Below are 16075 nucleotides of genomic sequence, written 5' to 3' on the forward strand. Positions count from 1 at the left end.
CTGTCAATCCCGGAAGCAGCCTGTCCCCAATCCACCCCATCCAAGCCATAAAACAGCCCTTCACAGTGCGCAGAAGGTCAATAGGTCTGACCTTGCGAACCAGAACGCCCATTTGAGGCGATTTGAGGGGTTGCCAGGCGTCGATACAGGACTTTAGGCTACTACCCTACCTCTCGCTCCACAACGATGCTCTACGGGCTTTTAAATCGCCAATCAGCAGTCAAACCAAATACCGAGAGCTAAAAGCTGAATAACTTAATAGTAAGGTCGCTTGCAATCCTTTGTAACGTGTTGCCAGCTTCTGTCTATTTTTTGGGGTTCAAGCGTTCGAGTATGCTTTTGCTCGCTTTGAAATGCACTCTTTTTGTTGCCTCAACGTCAACCGCCTCCCGTGTCATCGGATTGCGCCCTGTGCGAGCGTTATATTCTCTTACAGACCAACTGCCTAAGCCGCGTAGCTCGATACGCTCGCCCTTTTCGAGTTGCCTCGTAAGTTCCTCGAAGAAAAGCACGACAGACTGCTCAATTTCCCGAAACGTCAGGTGGGGAAACTCTTCCGATAGCCTATGTATCAGTTCAGAACGGAGCATCTTCCTCATCTTTCGGGGCGTTATCAGACGTTTAAATATCCACAAAGGTATTAACTGTTTCTGACGCCGTTTCTTACCTTTGCATGATCAAGGTTAAGCTCAACTCGCATCAGCGGGATCATCACCAGCCTTGCGGCGCTGGTGAAGGCTGTACGGGTTCGGAAGAGGTAGAAGAACAAATAGGGGATTTACGGCAACACCCTGTTTTGCCATGACGATAGGGCAGTTTGAGACAAGCAAGCTGCGGGGCGTGGTAACCTCTTGGTCATTCGGTCCGGTCGAGTTTCTCGGCCGGTCGGCTGTCGCATATGTCCAAGGCTCTGCCCAAAAGCGGCAGCGGTCTTGACCGAGTGCAGGGCTTACCAACGACCGGCTCTTCGCCGGTCTGCGCCTCCATTTCGAACGGGGGCAAATGAATGAGAGACTTAAAATCCCAAGCGGCTTCGGGATCGGCGCTGCTGTTATTCCTGCTTTCGGGTTGCAACGGACCTGCGGAGGTGGATGCCGCGCGGGACGGTGCTCATTTTAATTCGGCAATGGCGGAGGCGGCTTCGAACGCGGCGGATGCTGCCCTGAATAGCGCAATAGCAGAAGTCGATGACGCTTCCTCAAGCGAGGCGGAGTTGAGTAGTTCTGACTTGGCCCGTGTGTGCCGCGCTGCCGTCGCCCACATGATGGGGAAAAGCCCTTCCATTATGAAGGTGAAGAGCAACAGCGGCGGCGTGGTGCGCATCCAATACCGACGCCCGGATGATGGAACGGTCTGGAAGGACGATTGCCGCCTAGAGGGGCAGCGGGTGATGTGGCGCTCTGTAGATGCAGTTGGCGCATCCGGTCCTGGGCGCTGGCGCAACCACCCCGACGATGAGGTGATTACCTACAGCATTGACGGGAAGACCATCAGGATCGGTCAGAAATGGTCTGATGGCAGCTACGATGCTGAAAATTACATCATTTAGGAGGGGCACCAATGGAGCTAGTTATCTTCGGCGCGCTCGTCCTCTTCGGCATCATGGTTGCCGTTCAAGTTAGCGCAGACAGAACGAAACGGGAGGACAGGCAGAAGCGCCTTGCCGAACGGCGCGAAACCCTTGTTCGCCAAAAGGAACTGTTGTCGAAATTCATTAAAGCTGAAACTGCTGAATGGCTCCATGTCACGCCCGCTAAGGTAAATGGGCGGAATGCGGTGATAGGTTTGTCCGAAGGCGGAGAAATCAACCTAAAAACCTATGTCGAGATGAACGGGCTGTACATTGTGAAAGCTCACAAGTCGCTTTCCAGCCAACACATTATATCTTTTGATGTTGAAGCCCCGGATCGTACAAAGCTGGTAACGCACAAAGAGAAGGTGCCCGTTGCCACAAAGAAGAAGCGGTCGTCAGTGGGACGCGCAATAGTTGGCGGTGTAGCACTTGGGCCACTTGGTGCAGTAGTCGGGGCAGCTTCGGGGCTAAACGGCAAGGAGCAGGTGACCTATCATGAGGTGAAGCGACAAGAAACTGTGAAGGTCAAAGGTGATCCTCTTTTGGTACTCGGCGTTCGTGAACTCGATGAGCCGAAGCTAGTCATCTGCTTTGAACCTGCGAAGCTGGCGGAAGAATGGTGGTATCGAATTCAAAGCCTTCGAGCCTAAGCCGCGAGGGCGGTGAAACGCCGCCCTCCTATTTCACCGTCAAGACCGGCCTTACCCCGATATGCTTTTGGAACATGTCTGAAAGCACCTGCTCGGCGATGGCCTGCTTGCTTATTGGCACGATTATGCTGTCATGGACGGGCAGCGCCGGGATGCCGTGGACCATCGCCAGTTCGTGGACCGCGCCAATGACGGCTTCGCTTTCCATGAACTGAAAGTCACCCCACCTCCATCGGCTGGTTTCCCAATCATCCAAAATGGGGAAGTGGGCGGCGATCTTTGGCCCTACCTGCGCCATGGGGTAGAACTTCTGCAAGCAGGTCCCGCCGCAAGTCGCCTTACAAAGACCTCCACCAATCGTTGGAAGCTTCCGGACACCGCACTTCTTTTTGGTGTATGTTTCCTTGGCTGTGTCGGACCATTGATAGCGGGGCCTGCTATTGTGCCCCAAGGTCATCGCTATCCAGGATTTCACCACAAACCGGGGGTACGGCATTCCTTCGTAGGGATCAGCGGTAGACAAGGGAACGCCCTTTAAAGCGTGCAAGATTGTAAGGTGGCTGGCCCGCACATCGATCTCTACGACAGCTTCGCCGTTGATCGCGATGTTTGCGCGCTCTTCCTTCTTCATCTGTTGATAGCCGCCGATGGCATAGAGCCGCCCGCCCTTATTCCAATTGAATGAAGGCGTATCCCCGAGGCTGTAAATCCGCCGGAATGCATACAGGGAGTAAGCAGGCGTTATATCCTGCGTAGAAAAGAAGGCGTTGATTTCGTTGACCTGTTTAGCCGCGTTTTGAACAGCGGGAAGAGTAGGATCGAGTTTCATCCTCTTTGATGGTGTCTCCATCGGGACTCCGGTGATAGGATGCTTTTTCTTTTTCTTCTCACTTTTCAGGATGATAGGTTCATCAATGGCGGCTGGCCTTGGCTTACCCTCAAAATGATGGTCCCATTCTACCGGCTTGATCCCATGGGATTCCCAAAGGACATGGAGCTTATCGGTTGCTTTGAACCGGCTGGCCTTGGCAGGTTCAGAACTAAACCCCGGAATAGGAGCGAAGCCCTCTTCAACCTCAATTAAGTCGAGGTTTTTCATTCCATCAACGGCATTCCTGAATGATCTATATCCAATCAGTTCCCTGGTGAATGATCCCGAAGCCATGGATCGATATGCACGGATGCCAGCGCCTTCTCTCACCGCCCTTAGCAATCCCACATTCAGGTTGCACAGGGCATCCAACAGCTTGTTCCTATTGGCTTTTAACCCGGATTTTATCGATTGATTGGCAATTTCATTCAACAATGAAGTAGATTTGCTACTTATTGGTTTGAAATTTGGTTCAATAAAAATATCTTCGTACAAATCCATAAATAAATCTTCTTTCATATTTCATATTTCATATTAATTTCCTTTCATTTTCATTCTTTATTCCATTTCTCTTTAAAGAGAGAGAAAGAAAGAGGAGAGAAGAGGAGGAGGAGGAGGAGGAGGAGGAGGAGGAGGAGGAGGAGAGAGAAAGGGTATACATGTAACGTTTCCATTCATATGCCGGATATGACGGTAAAGTGAATGAAATTAGACGTTAAACCTCATTTAATAAAATTAACTAATAATCATAATAATAACTCCTTTTAATATAGATGGTGACATTAAACCGGAATAGAGACGCCAATGTGAGTGAACTCTATAACCGGATCATCGATTTTCATTTAGGGATGGCGCGGGCCTCTTCAAGATACCTCTATGATCCTCTAGGAAGCCCACCAGACACTGAAATCATCTTTTAGGTAGGCAGGTGGCGGAGCGCCACGGACGACGCCCCGCAGCCTCTTAAATCGACTCTTTAGTTGAGAAGCCCATTAAGATGCAGGCAATTGCAGATGTCTTGCCAACCGTAATAACCGAACGAGTCCATTACAGTGGAATTTTGAAAACGATCATCCCAATAAGCGTCGCGCTCTCCATCATTCAAATGGGCAATGGGAATGCGGTAGAAGACAACATCACCGCAGCTGTACGTGATGACCTGTTCATCGGCATGATAATGCCAGCCGCCAAAATTACGGCGTTCAATTTCAGAAATGGTATTCATAATATCCTCTTTATCGTCGTCGAAATAAAGAGGCTTGGCTCCGGAGCGTTCGCCTCGGAGGCCTATTAGGGCCACAAAATCGCCCTCGTCTACAGTTAGTTATTTGACGTACTCTGCTATCAGGAGAATCGCGCCATCGCTCTGAAATTAAAGGAAAGAAAATTTTCAAAAATAGGATTTTTCGGGCTTCGTCCGAGTTTTTCAGAGCTTTTGTTATTTTCCTAACCGCAGCGCTCAGCTTAACCGCCACCATCAACGGCTGGGGGTATCAGCAATCCCTTATAGCGACAGCTTCTTACCGCCGGATATGTCTCTTCGATAGGAATTTCACCCACGTATCGTGCATCCAATTCATTTTTCGAATGACCCATAATCTCATTCACGATATTGGGGTGGAGCCTATAATCCGCGCTGCCGAGCAGCGCCTTGAATGCGCCACGAAACGAATGGAAGGTCACTTCCTGCCTTGCTTCGGTGATGAGCCTCCCTTTCAGCATTTTAGGAATCACCGTTCGGTTGAAGGCGCGCATGATCTTTGCATTTGACCACGCCTTGTCATCATTCCTTGTTGTGCCCTTCCCTTTTGGGCTTATCCAATCGGGGAATAGTCGGTCGGCACCTGTTTTCGCCACGCTCTCCACATAATCTTTGAAGCCAAGCTCAAAGAGCGCGTCCAAGATGGGCACCTTGCGGGAGTACCCGCCTTTGGTCCGTCGATATTGATTGTCTCGTATGAGAATATAAGGGTGCGGATCATCGAGCATAACCTCCGCAAGCATCAAGCCGCCTAGTTCGCTCGCTCGGCACCCCGTCAGCGCCGCCATAACCGGTGCCCAATACTCCACGCCTTTCAGCCGGTGCGTACCCGGTGCATGCGTCTGCGAAGATGATAAGCATCCTGTGAACCAAGGATGCTGGAAAACCAGGTTCATCTCGGCGACCGTAAATCGCCGCTTACTAGGCATAACCGCTTTATTCGGTGCCGCGACATACGCCTCTGCCTTGATACCGCTGGCCGGGTTCACGCCTGCAAATCTTCCGGTATCGATGGCGTGGTTTATTGCGGAACGAAGCAACCCAATACGCTTCTTAACCGTAGCAAGGCTTGCAGGGCGAACTACACTACCCTCTGTTTTACCGCCGACCTTTTGCTTCGCTAGATATTCCGCATATGCTTGGAAGTCGCTCCTAGTAAGGGCGTCCAGCCGCTTGGTGCCGCCGCAGACCTTTTCAAAAAGCTGTAAGGAGGACTTAACTTCTCCCTCGGTCCGGGTCGGCAGCTTCTTGTTTGCTAGATATTGGTCAACGATATCCCGTAAGGTGGGAGCGCTCTTTTTTGTGCTGGCGGCTGGCGGCGGCGAGAAGGTAGGTCCTAGCTTCCCTTCCATGATGCCGTCGATCTCGGCTCGACCCTGTTGGATGCCAGCCCGAACCGCGCTGACTACAGCACCAAAAGATACCGACCCGGCAGGCGCGTCCCATCCTTCCTTATCGATAAGCCAACTTGCAATTTCGGCTGGGCCCTCACCTTCGCCGCTATATGCGCCGCGCGTGCCTATCCGAGCTTCATCCGCTTCTGCATCCCGCTCAAGGTCGTAGACAAGACGCTCGTAAACAGCGGCACCGACCGCCCCGGCGTCAGCTTTGACATGAGCCAACGCAAACGGATGGGCAGTCAATTTCCTATATCGCGCTGTGATGTCCTCAAGGTCGCTGGCTGTGACCGTCCGAAGCGGAACCGAGCCAAGCGAATGAGGATCAGAGGTGAGCGGGATAGTGTGACTGGAAGGCATATTGGAGTGCCGGGCAGCCTTCCCGACAGAAGCCAATCGGCGCTCAAAATCAGTATGCACGGCGACGGCAGCAACATGCATCTCACCCTGATTTTTCGTTCTTAGGGAAACCCGAAAAAGCGACTTCGAACCGAACAAGGTCGCAAAGTGTGCAGGCTCTCGCTTCACCCTCTCGGGGACGCGCCGCTCGTACTGGAAAACGCCGTTACGCTCCCGCACGTATTTCACCGCTGCTGCCAAGATGGCTTCCTTACCTGCCGATTGTCTCACACTTTGTCTCACACTAAAATCACAAAAAATCTCTGTTTTCCAAGACATTTTGATTTCGTTAGCAGATTTTCAGCGTGAGAAATAGTCCAGCAGGGCTCACCATATTTCGCCATCGTCGGCTTGACATGGCGAGCCGCGCTTTCTCTTTAAACGCCTGTAATCCGGATACCGGAGCCCGGTATTTTATATTTACGGTTGAGCGCGATGAGGACGGAGGTCAGTCCTTCCGCCACGACGGAGTTGCAGAGAGGCCCGGCGTTCCAGGCGCGCAGGCCGATTTCCTGCGCCAGTGCCACTACCTGATCTGCGGCATCGGGGTCGTCAGCGCAAACCAGAACGTCGCATTCCACATTTTCGTCCAGCTTGGTGAGATGATGGGCGCTGATATTCTGGAAGGCGGACACGACGCGAACGCCCTCGCCCAGCATCTTCTGCACGGCCTCCACCGCCGATCCGCCATTGGGAAGCTGTACGCGGCTTACCTTGGGCGGCATCAGGGGTACGGTGACGTCGATGAGGATCTTGCCCGACAGGGCCGTTGCGACCTCTTGCACGGTGGACTGTTGGGCGGCGTAGGGGACGGCTAGAACAACGATCTCACCCTGCGCGGCGGCCTCTGCATTGGGGGCGCCGGTGACGCGGTTGCCGCCAAGCACCTCGTTCATCTGCGCGGCGGCTTCAATTGCTCGTTCGGCCGTGCGGCTGCCGATGATGACCCTGTGCCCCTTGTGCGCCCAGCGCAGCGCGAGCCCGCCGCCTTCCTTGCCGGTTCCGCCGAGCACGGCGATCATCGCCAGTTGTTCATTCTGCATCAGATATACTCTCCAAATATTCGTGGCGCGGTTTTGGACGCCATTTGATCTTTTTGGGTCCCATCCTTGGGCAAGGCTCGCAAGTCCACGGTCCAGTAGCGTAGGGAAGGTTTGGCCGAAAGTTGCTGTCTATGCCCCGTGAACGGAAGCAGAAGCCTAAGCTGCGATCGCCTTTGCGCTATGGGGCACAGGGATCGCATCCGCGCCGCGTTCAGCGATGTCCTTGAGAAGCGTCTCTACATCCTTGCGGGCATTGCCCTTCAGCGCGCCTGAGAGGCAGCCCAGATAGCTGCTGACGAGCCGGACGATGATTTCATCGTCAGCGATGCGGCCCTGCGCCCATTGGTTGATCGTCGCGAATTCGAACCGCACCAGATCATCGACAAGCTTATCCACATCAACCCATGGCTGAAGCTGCTTCTTCACCTCAAGCGCTGCGATCCAGCTGCGATTATGATGGACGGCGGGGGCGTGGATGGCGGTCCAGATATCGTGATCGACATCGGAGCTGAAATAGAGCGACATGACCGCCTTGACGTAATTTCGCAGTTTGGCGTTACGTCGAAGGATGGAAATCATGCGTTCGATATTATGCTCCATCGTGCCAGGCTCGCTGACATAGGAGAGATTGCTCACATATTCGTCGAAATATTCCTGGATCGCCGCCGCGATCATCCGTTCTCGGGTCTGAAACGCATTATAGAGTGTTCGCTTGGCAACGCCCGCGCGGTGCCCGATCTCGTTCATGCTGAAGGCGGCGATGCCCCGTTCAGCGATTACTTTTCGCGTTTCGTCCAGAATGCGCTTGCGCCGTTCGATGATGGCGGGGCTGGAATAGGTTTGCGGACGATCACCTACATCCTTCAGCATCGGCTTACCCTTGGCGGTCAATCTCGTGCCTCATTCTGTGCATTTCATCCCCCGCTGCCTAGCATAGCGGGAATGCATGAAGGTGCAAATTTCGGTTTGCGTGGATGCGAGATGAAGCGGGTCTCATCTGCTCAGGCCCTGCTTGTCGCAATCGCTGCCCGCACGCCATCGCGCAGTTCCCGGCGGATCGGATAGTTGTTCGACGGCAGATGCTGCGTCATCAGCAACCCAATGATTTTTTCCCTCGGGTCGATGAAGAAGAAGGTGGAGAACAGGCCCCCCCAAAAATATTCGCCGGTCACAAGGTCGGCGGCCAAGCCCAGCCCGAAGCCTACCCCGGCATAATCCGCCTCGCTGAACAGGGACAAGGAATGGCGGGCAAGATCACCCCCGCCCGGAAGATGATTTACGTGCATGGCCGCAACGGTCTGCGGTTTGAGCAAGCGCGTCCCGTCCAGTTCACCGCCCCGCAAAAGCATCCGGGCAAAGCGATGATAGTCGTTCGCGGTCGATATGAGACCACCTCCGCCGGAGCGCAGCTTCAAACTTCGCCGCCAACCGCTGCGCGCGCCACGGTCGTAGAGCGACAGGTCGCCATCGGGACGCAGCTGCCACGCGTCGGTCATCCGCTCTATCTTGTCGCCGGGCAGCTCGAAAAACGTGTCGGTCATCCCGAGTGGACGGAAGACGCGATGTGTGAAGAAGCTGTCCAAATCAAGGCTGCTCAACCGTTCGACCACCACGCCCAGAACGTCGGTCGCAACCGAGTAATTCCAGCGTTCACCGGGAGAAAATTCCAGAGGCAGTTGGGACAATGCCGCGATGAACTCGTCAGAGCTGCGCTTTTGCTGAAACTCGTCAAGCCCGAGCCGACGATATTCGGCATCGATCGCGGTCTGCCGCTGGAGGCCATAGGTCAGCCCAGACGTATGGCAAAGCAGATCGATCATTCGCATCGGCTGCTTTAAGGGCGCCCGATCCAGTCCCACGGAGAGACTGGCAAATTCCGGCAGGACATCCGTCACGGGATCGTCCAGCGCGACCAACCCCTGTTCGACCAGCATCATGAAAGCGACCGATGTGACCGGCTTCGTCATCGACGCGATCCGGAACAGCGAGTCCTTCTCAAGCACTTCCTGGCTGGCGCGTGCGACGCCACTGACATGCGACAGCAAAACGCGCTCATCGCGCGAGACAAGCAGACGCAAATGAGGCAGCTTGCCGGTCGCCACATATTTTTCGTGCAGCGATGTGGCGAGCAGCTCCAATTCCTTCGGGTTCATGCCCGTCGCTGTCGCTGCCGCTACGTCAACCTGCGTGGTCGCCTGCATCCTGCCTCCGCTCACTCACCCGATTTGCGCTAGAGCAGTGGCGCTTTGAGAACAATCCCGGCGGGGGCTATTCGCTTGTCCATTGCCAAAGACCTGTGGAGCCATCTATTTCGGGCGGCCTCACCTGCACTGGACCCACAACGGCATGGCCAGCGGCCTATCTGCGATATTTCTGGCGAACCGCGCAGCGCTGCTGCGCTTCCTGCGCGCGCGTGGCGCGGGGGATGATGCAGAAGACCTGCTTCAGGACATGTGGATGAAGCTGGAAGCGAGGGACGTTGGTCCGGTCGCTGACCCCCTGCCCTATCTGTATCGCGCGGCCAACAATCTGATGCTGGACCGCTATCGTTCCAGCACGCGCCGGGGTAAGCGGGAGCAGGATTGGGCGGAGAGCGCTGGTGGCGTCATGGCCGATCCGGGCGGGGACATGGCCGTGGACGATCGGCTGATCCTGGCGCAGATCGTGGAGAACGCGCAGGAGGTGCTGCGCGACCTGGGGCCACGGGTCGAACTGGTGTTTCGTCGATTTCGGATCGAAGGCGTCGGACAGCGGGGGATCGCCGAGGAATTGGGGGTCAGCCTAACCACCGTGGAGAAGGATTTACAGAAGGCCTATCGCGCGTTGACCGTCCTCAAACAGAAGCTGGATACGGAATGACCTGCGCGGCGCCGTCTCGCCCGGTAAGGGGCACTATATGACCGGGGCGAATGCCATGCTTCACGAGGAGGCGCTCGGATGGACCATCCGAACGCGCGATCCCGATTTTGTGGAATGGGAAGCCTTCACCGTCTGGCTGGAGGCTGATCCGGCGCATGCGGCCGCCTATGATGCGGTAATGTCGGCTGATGCCGAACTCGATGCCATCATGTTGGCCCCCGAAGCCACGCGTGGCGCCGCAAATGATCCGGGGACACCCAGATCGCGCCCCGGACGCTGGATTGCGGGAGGCGCGATAGCCGCCGCAATCGTGGCGGCCGTCTCCATCGGCAACTGGACGAGGAGCGACATCTATACCGTGACCACCCGTCCGGGTGAGGTCCGCAACATCGTCCTGGACGACGGCACGCGCATAGATTTGAACGGTGGATCGACGTTGCGCCTCGATCACAAGAATGATCGCTTCGCCGCACTCGATGGGGGCGAGGCGGCCTTTACCGTCCACCATGACAGCGGTGATCCGTTCCGGGTAACCGTGGGCAAAGCCGTGTTCGAGGATGCGGGCACCATCTTCAACATCGTCCATAGCGGCAATGCGACACGGATCGGCGTTGCGGAGGGCAAGGTCATCTTCGATCCCCAAGGACAGGCCATTGCCCTGCCCGCAGGCCGAGGGTTGTCCAGGGACCCAACCGGCATCCACCTTATGACCATCGCGCCCGATGGCGTGGCAAGCTGGCGCGAGGGGCGGCTAAGTTACGACAATATGCCGGTGGCGCAGATCAGCGCGGACATCGCTCGATCGTTGGGAGTGAAGCTGGATACGACGCCTGCGGCAAGCGGCACGCGGTTTACGGGCACTATCCGGCTGGACCGGAACCTGCCGCGCTTTTTCGCAGCCGCCGCCCCGCTAATGGGTCTTTCGGCCGTGCGGCAAGGTGACGGATGGCTGCTGAAGGAAAAGGATGGCTCGATCCGCTGACGTCCTTATCGTCACTGCCTTAGCCGTTGCAGCCACATCCCCGGCGAACGCTGCGGACAGGCAGATGATCAGCATCGCCCCAACCCGGCTGGGCGAGGCTGTAGTTGCGCTTGGCCGTCAGACGGGCGCCTCCATCGGCATGTCGGACCAGTCGCTCGCAGGGCTTGCCACGCCTGCGATCAAGGGCCGTTTGTCGGTTGAAACGGCGCTGCGCCGACTGCTGCGCGGGACCAATGCTCGTGCCGAGCGGATAAACGCCAGCACATGGCGCATCGTCCGCGCGCCTGTGACGCCCGCGCCTGCCGTTGTCGCTCGCGCCAGGTCAGCAATTCCCGAGCCTCCACCGCCCGCCGAGATCGTCGTCACCGCCTCCAAGCGCGACGTCCCGTTACCGCGCTATCCCGGCGTCGTGGAAGCCCTGGACTATGCCCCGCTCACCAGCGCAGAAGCTGCTGCTGGCACCGCAACTCTGCTGAGCCGTGTGGCCAGCCTGAGTTCCACCCATGCAGGTCCGGGCCGTAACAAGCTGTTCCTGCGCGCGATCGCCGATTCTGCGATCGCTGGTCCGACGCAGGCGACCACCGGGCAATATCTGGGCGACATGCGCCTCAACTATGCGGCACCCGATCCCGACCTGCGCCTCTATGACATGCAGGGCGTCGAAGTGCTGGAAGGGCCGCAGGGCACGCTGTATGGCGCTGGGTCGCTGGGCGGGATCATCCGTCTGGTGCCCAATCCGCCCAATCTGGCGCGGATCGGCGGGCAGATGTCCACCGGTCTGAGCTTCACTCAGCATGGCGATCCCGGTGGTGATGTTTCCGCGACGTTGAACGTCCCGATCGTCCCTGAACGGCTGGCGCTGCGCCTTGTCGGCTACGGCGTTCGGGAGGGCGGCTATATCGATGACCTCCAGCGCCGACGCAATGACGTCAATCGGACGGATATATATGGTGGCCGCGCCGCCCTGCGTTATGCGCCCAATGAGGATTGGGTGATTGATCTCACGGGCCTCTACCAGCGGATCGACGGGGATGATGCGCAATATGCGGATCGGACGGCGGGTCCCCTCGCCCGGAGGTCCAGCTTGGCGCAACCCTCGTCCTCCGACTATGCGCTCGGCAATGTACGTATCGAGAGGCAATGGGATGACCTGCGCTTCGTGTCATCGACCGGCTATGTCCGTAACAGTCTGACCGAAAGCTATGACGCGACGCAGGCCTCCACGCCGCCTGCGCTCTTCACCCAGCATAATCGGGTTTCCATCTTTTCGACAGAGAACCGCCTGACCCGGGACCGGGAAAATGGTCTCGGCTGGATCGTCGGCCTCTCCTATCTGGAAAGCATATCGCGGTTGAGCCGGTCGCTGGCTTCCTTCGGCCCCGGCTTCGTGGAGGATGAGATCATTCCCGGCGTCCCGCTTTACGGCAGCGGCACTCCGGCAGTTGCGACGGGGGTGCGCAATCGCATCCGGGAAGCGACGATATTTGGCGAAACGTCCTTTGAACCCGTGGCCGGACTGGTCGCCACTCTGGGCGGTCGGTTGACGAACAGCAGCCTGTCAGGCGAAGCGGTCGATCCTGTCGCCCTGCTGGCGAGGGCCGAGATCGCGCGAGCAGAAGCGGAGGCGAAGCGGCATGAGACGATCTTCCTTCCGTCCATTTCCCTGCTGAGCGACGCGATTTCGGGCCTGACACTCTATGCCCGCTATCAGCAGGGCTTTCGGCCGGGTGGTCTGGCGGTGGATGACCAGCATGTGAGGCGGTTCAGCAATGATCGGGCATCGACGCTGGAGTTCGGCTTTCGCAAGAGCGTTTCCGGCGGCGATCTGGTCGCGATCAGCGGGAATTTCGCCTATACGGACTGGCGCGATATTCAGGCGGATGTGATCGACAGGATCGGTCTGCCAGCTACGGCCAATATCGGTGACGGGCGTATCTTCACCGTCGAGGGCCGCATCGTTGTGCGGCCGCTCCCGACGCTGAGCATCGATGGCAGTTTCATTTATAATGACAGTCGGCTCAAAAGGGCCGCGCCCTATGTGCAAGCGCTGGTGGCCGCAGACAAGTCGATGACTTTGCCCAATGTCGCCAACCTCGGCGCCCGGATCGCGATCGATTATCGCGCCCGGTTGAGCGGCGACATGACCCTGCACCTGAACGGATCCGCCAGATATGTCGGCAAATCGCGGCTGGGCGTTGGCCCCGTCCTTGGGCGCGACCAGGGCGATTATGTCGATACGGCGATGAGCGCGAGCGTTTCGCGGGGGCCACTGCAACTCTCGCTGTCGCTCAGCAATCTGTTTGACAGCCGAGGCAACCGCTTTTCGCTGGGCACGCCATTCAATCTGCGCGGCGATTATGTGACGCCGATGCGTCCACGGACGATAAGGATGGGAATGGATTTCGCTTTTTGACGCCAGCGTTTACGGCAAAGATCCTATGGTGACGTTATGCCAATGAACGCTGGCGGGCGCGCCCCCTCCTTGCCCGCCAGACCTGCCATGAGGCCGTCTTGCCCCCCGGACAGCCTTGTGGACGGGACGCCGCTTGCTCCTCAGGCGGCGTCCCATTCGTTCACGGGTGGACGGCGAAATCGAAAATCCGTGCCGAGCCGGTGCCGTTGCCCCACATGCCGGGGCCAGCGCCCGCGCTGACCGAATAGAGGAAGCCATATTCGCCCGTCGGCAGGTCCGATGACGGCGTCACCTTGAACACTCCGGGCGTCACCTGTTCATAGTCGAAGGGGATGCGGTCCTTGTCCATCACCCCTGCCTTCGCGCCTGCCAGATTCATGCTGCCCACGCGTGTTTCGCGACGATCTTTCTTCACCTCGAACCGGATAAGGCTGAATTCATTGGGAGAGGTGATGGCACTTGCCGGACCCGACAGCCACAATGAACCGCCGCCGGATTGGGAAAGGCCGCGCGTCGCCTCATCGAAATAGAAATAGAAGGTCGGACGCGCCCGCCCCGTCCGGACCCTTGCCGTGATGTTCGGGATGACCGCCTTGATGCTGAGCGAAGCGATGCCGCCGGTAAAGGCATAGCCCAATATGCCTCCGGTCTTGCTCTGGTTCGACGTCGTGGGATCGATCCGAGACATGCGCGCGTCGGTTGCCAGATAGACGCCGGATGGGTGCGGGACCAGTGGGTCAGGCGAGTCAGCGGAGAAAACGGCCTTGGACGAAACCGCGCCCTCAGCGCCGGATTGGATCATGGCGGCAATGACCGGGCCGGGCACGCCGCGCTTTTTCAGGGCGATCAGATCGTCGGTCGACAGAGCGTAATGACCGGCGGACGCCCTGATCTTGGCGATCACGGCGTCATCGCCCAACCCCGCCTGAACAAGTGAAACGACCATGTCGTTGGTCAGCGTTTCGGCCTGCACACTCAGCGGCGCGCAGGCCCCCAACAGCGCAAGTCCCGCGATCAGCCCGCGTAGCTTCATGTCTTACCCCCTGTGGATGGAAGCGCCCCCGCTTCCGCTTTCCATTCAGGGGTTTAGACAGCGGACTTCGATTTACGCAAGCGCCTTGCGGACGAGGTCATTGACGACCTGGGGATTGGCCTTGCCCTGCATGGCTTTCATCGTCTGGCCGACGAAGAAGCCGAACAAGGCTTCCTTGCCCGCCCTATATTGTTCAACCTTGTCGCCATTGTCGGCAAGGACCTTGGCCACGGCAGCTTCGATCGCGCCCGTGTCGCTGGTCTGCTTCAGCCCCTTTTCCTCAACGATCTTCGGCGCGCGATCTCCGGTTTCGAGCATGATCTCGAACACCTGCTTGGCGATGGTGCCGCTGATAGTGCCATCGGCGACCAGTGCGAGCAGTTCCGCGCCCTCTTCGGGGCCGACCGGACTGTCCTCAAGGCTCTTCCCGAGGCGATTGAGAGCGCCGTACAGTTCGGACAGCAGCCAGTTGGCCGAAGCCTTGGCGACCTCGCCCTCGCTCTTCTTCTGGATGCGCGCAGCTTCGGCCAGCAAAGCTTCGAACCAGCGCGCCGTGTCGGCGTCGGCGGTCAGCGTGGCGGCATTATAGGCCGAAAGACCCAGTTGCTCCTCGTAACGGCTGCGCTTGGCGTCTGGCAGTTCGGGCAACGACTGGCGGCATTCCTCCAGGAAGGCGTCTTCCAGTTCCAGCGGCAGAAGGTCCGGATCGGGGAAGTAGCGATAGTCGTGCGCATCTTCCTTGGACCGCATGGACCGCGTTTCATTCTTGTCCGGATCGTAGAGGCGCGTTTCCTGAACGACCTTGCCGCCTGCTTCCAGCACATCGACCTGACGGCTGGCCTCATATTCCACCACTGCCATGACGAAGCGGACGGAGTTGACGTTCTTCGTTTCGGTTCGCGTGCCGAACTCATGGCCCGGCTTACGCACCGACACGTTCACGTCGGCACGCATCGAACCCTGATCCATATTGCCGTCGCATGAGCCGACATAGCGCAGGATCGTGCGGAGCTTAGACAAATAGGCGCCAGCTTCGGCGGGTGATCGCATGTCGGGCTTCGACACGATCTCCATCAGCGCGACGCCCGAGCGGTTGAGGTCGACATAGGAACGCGTCGGGTGCTGGTCGTGCATCAGCTTACCCGCATCCTGCTCGACATGGATACGCTCGATCCCGATCCGCTTGGTCGCGGCGTCTGGGTTCTTCTCGTCAAGATTGATCTCAATCTCGCCCTCGCCGACCAGCGGGTGGTAGAGCTGGCTGATCTGATAACCCTGCGGCAAGTCAGCGTAAAAGTAGTTCTTGCGATCGAAGCGCGACCATTTGTTGATCTTTGCATTGATCGCCATGCCGGTGCGCACCGCCTGACGGATGCACTCGCGGTTGGGCACGGGCAGCATGCCGGGCATGGCTGCGTCAACCAGCGACACCTGCGTGTTCGGTTCGGCACCGAATGCTGTCGCCGCGCCGGAAAAGAGCTTCGCCTGGCTAGTCACCTGCGCATGGACTTCGAGGCCGATCACGACCTCCCACTCGCCGGTTGCGCCCTGAATGCGGTATGCTGTCTCGGTCATCTTCTACACCGTCATCCCA

The 16075-nt window shown here is 57.7% G+C and carries 14 protein-coding genes; 6 read left to right on the forward strand and 8 right to left on the reverse strand.

Annotated features, from left to right (window positions below):
• Window positions 1-305: 305 nt before the first annotated feature.
• A complete protein-coding gene (locus tag AC6JBC_RS08100) occupies window positions 306-599 on the reverse strand; it encodes an HU family DNA-binding protein (protein WP_498023757.1) in 294 nt (97 codons plus the stop codon).
• Window positions 600-1006: 407 nt separating this feature from the next.
• Between AC6JBC_RS08100 and AC6JBC_RS08105 the strand changes: the two genes are divergently transcribed.
• Both AC6JBC_RS08105 and AC6JBC_RS08110 read left to right on the forward strand, forming a co-directional pair.
• On the forward strand, window positions 1007-1549 hold the full coding sequence (locus AC6JBC_RS08105; RefSeq protein WP_498023758.1) for a hypothetical protein: 543 nt from the start codon (window positions 1007-1009) through the stop codon (window positions 1547-1549).
• A gap of 11 nt (window positions 1550-1560) precedes the next feature.
• The gene (locus tag AC6JBC_RS08110) at window positions 1561-2223 is read left to right on the forward strand and encodes a hypothetical protein (protein ID WP_498023759.1); all 663 of its coding nucleotides are present in this window, start codon (window positions 1561-1563) and stop codon (window positions 2221-2223) included.
• Window positions 2224-2251: 28 nt separating this feature from the next.
• Here AC6JBC_RS08110 and AC6JBC_RS08115 read toward each other — a convergent pair whose 3' ends face one another.
• A complete protein-coding gene (locus tag AC6JBC_RS08115; protein ID WP_498023760.1) occupies window positions 2252-3613 on the reverse strand; it encodes a hypothetical protein in 1362 nt (453 codons plus the stop codon).
• A gap of 478 nt (window positions 3614-4091) precedes the next feature.
• On the opposite strand from AC6JBC_RS08115, the gene AC6JBC_RS08120 reads away from it, so the two are divergent.
• Complete coding sequence (locus tag AC6JBC_RS08120; protein ID WP_498023761.1) at window positions 4092-4388, forward strand: hypothetical protein; 297 nt, start codon at window positions 4092-4094, stop codon at window positions 4386-4388.
• Window positions 4389-4558: 170 nt separating this feature from the next.
• Here AC6JBC_RS08120 and AC6JBC_RS08125 read toward each other — a convergent pair whose 3' ends face one another.
• The 4 genes from AC6JBC_RS08125 to AC6JBC_RS08140 all read right to left on the reverse strand — a co-directional run bounded on the left by AC6JBC_RS08125 (window position 4559) and on the right by AC6JBC_RS08140 (window position 9395).
• Window positions 4559-6352 carry a tyrosine-type recombinase/integrase gene (locus AC6JBC_RS08125; RefSeq protein ID WP_498023762.1) on the reverse strand — a complete coding sequence of 598 codons (1794 nt, stop codon included), beginning with the start codon at window positions 6350-6352 and terminating at the stop codon, window positions 4559-4561.
• A 176-nt stretch (window positions 6353-6528) separates the two neighbouring features.
• On the reverse strand, window positions 6529-7194 hold the full coding sequence (npdG, locus tag AC6JBC_RS08130) for an NADPH-dependent F420 reductase (RefSeq protein WP_498023763.1): 666 nt from the start codon (window positions 7192-7194) through the stop codon (window positions 6529-6531).
• Between the two features lie 156 nt (window positions 7195-7350).
• Window positions 7351-8085: a TetR/AcrR family transcriptional regulator gene (locus AC6JBC_RS08135; RefSeq protein ID WP_498023764.1), complete on the reverse strand. Its 735-nt coding sequence runs from the start codon at window positions 8083-8085 to the stop codon at window positions 7351-7353.
• Between the two features lie 110 nt (window positions 8086-8195).
• A complete protein-coding gene (locus tag AC6JBC_RS08140) occupies window positions 8196-9395 on the reverse strand; it encodes a serine hydrolase domain-containing protein (protein ID WP_498023765.1) in 1200 nt (399 codons plus the stop codon).
• Window positions 9396-9540: 145 nt separating this feature from the next.
• Between AC6JBC_RS08140 and AC6JBC_RS08145 the strand changes: the two genes are divergently transcribed.
• From AC6JBC_RS08145 to AC6JBC_RS08155, 3 genes are read left to right on the forward strand one after another with little or no spacing between them, the layout of a single operon-like run.
• The gene (locus AC6JBC_RS08145) at window positions 9541-10053 is read left to right on the forward strand and encodes an RNA polymerase sigma factor (RefSeq protein WP_498023766.1); all 513 of its coding nucleotides are present in this window, start codon (window positions 9541-9543) and stop codon (window positions 10051-10053) included.
• 55 nt (window positions 10054-10108) lie between these two features.
• Window positions 10109-11035: a FecR family protein gene (locus tag AC6JBC_RS08150; RefSeq protein ID WP_498026031.1), complete on the forward strand. Its 927-nt coding sequence runs from the start codon at window positions 10109-10111 to the stop codon at window positions 11033-11035.
• Window positions 11019-13448, forward strand: coding sequence for a TonB-dependent receptor (locus AC6JBC_RS08155; protein ID WP_498023767.1), 2430 nt, complete (start codon window positions 11019-11021; stop codon window positions 13446-13448). The genes AC6JBC_RS08150 and AC6JBC_RS08155 overlap by 17 nt, the downstream gene beginning before the upstream one ends.
• 160 nt (window positions 13449-13608) lie before the next feature.
• On the opposite strand, the gene AC6JBC_RS08160 is transcribed toward AC6JBC_RS08155, so the two are convergent.
• Window positions 13609-14481: a hypothetical protein gene (locus AC6JBC_RS08160; RefSeq protein WP_498023768.1), complete on the reverse strand. Its 873-nt coding sequence runs from the start codon at window positions 14479-14481 to the stop codon at window positions 13609-13611.
• Window positions 14482-14553: 72 nt separating this feature from the next.
• Window positions 14554-16056, reverse strand: coding sequence for an Asp-tRNA(Asn)/Glu-tRNA(Gln) amidotransferase subunit GatB (gene gatB / locus AC6JBC_RS08165; protein WP_498023769.1), 1503 nt, complete (start codon window positions 16054-16056; stop codon window positions 14554-14556).
• Between the last annotated feature and the right edge of the window lie 19 nt (window positions 16057-16075).

The organism is Sphingobium sp. RC1 (assembly GCF_059738765.1).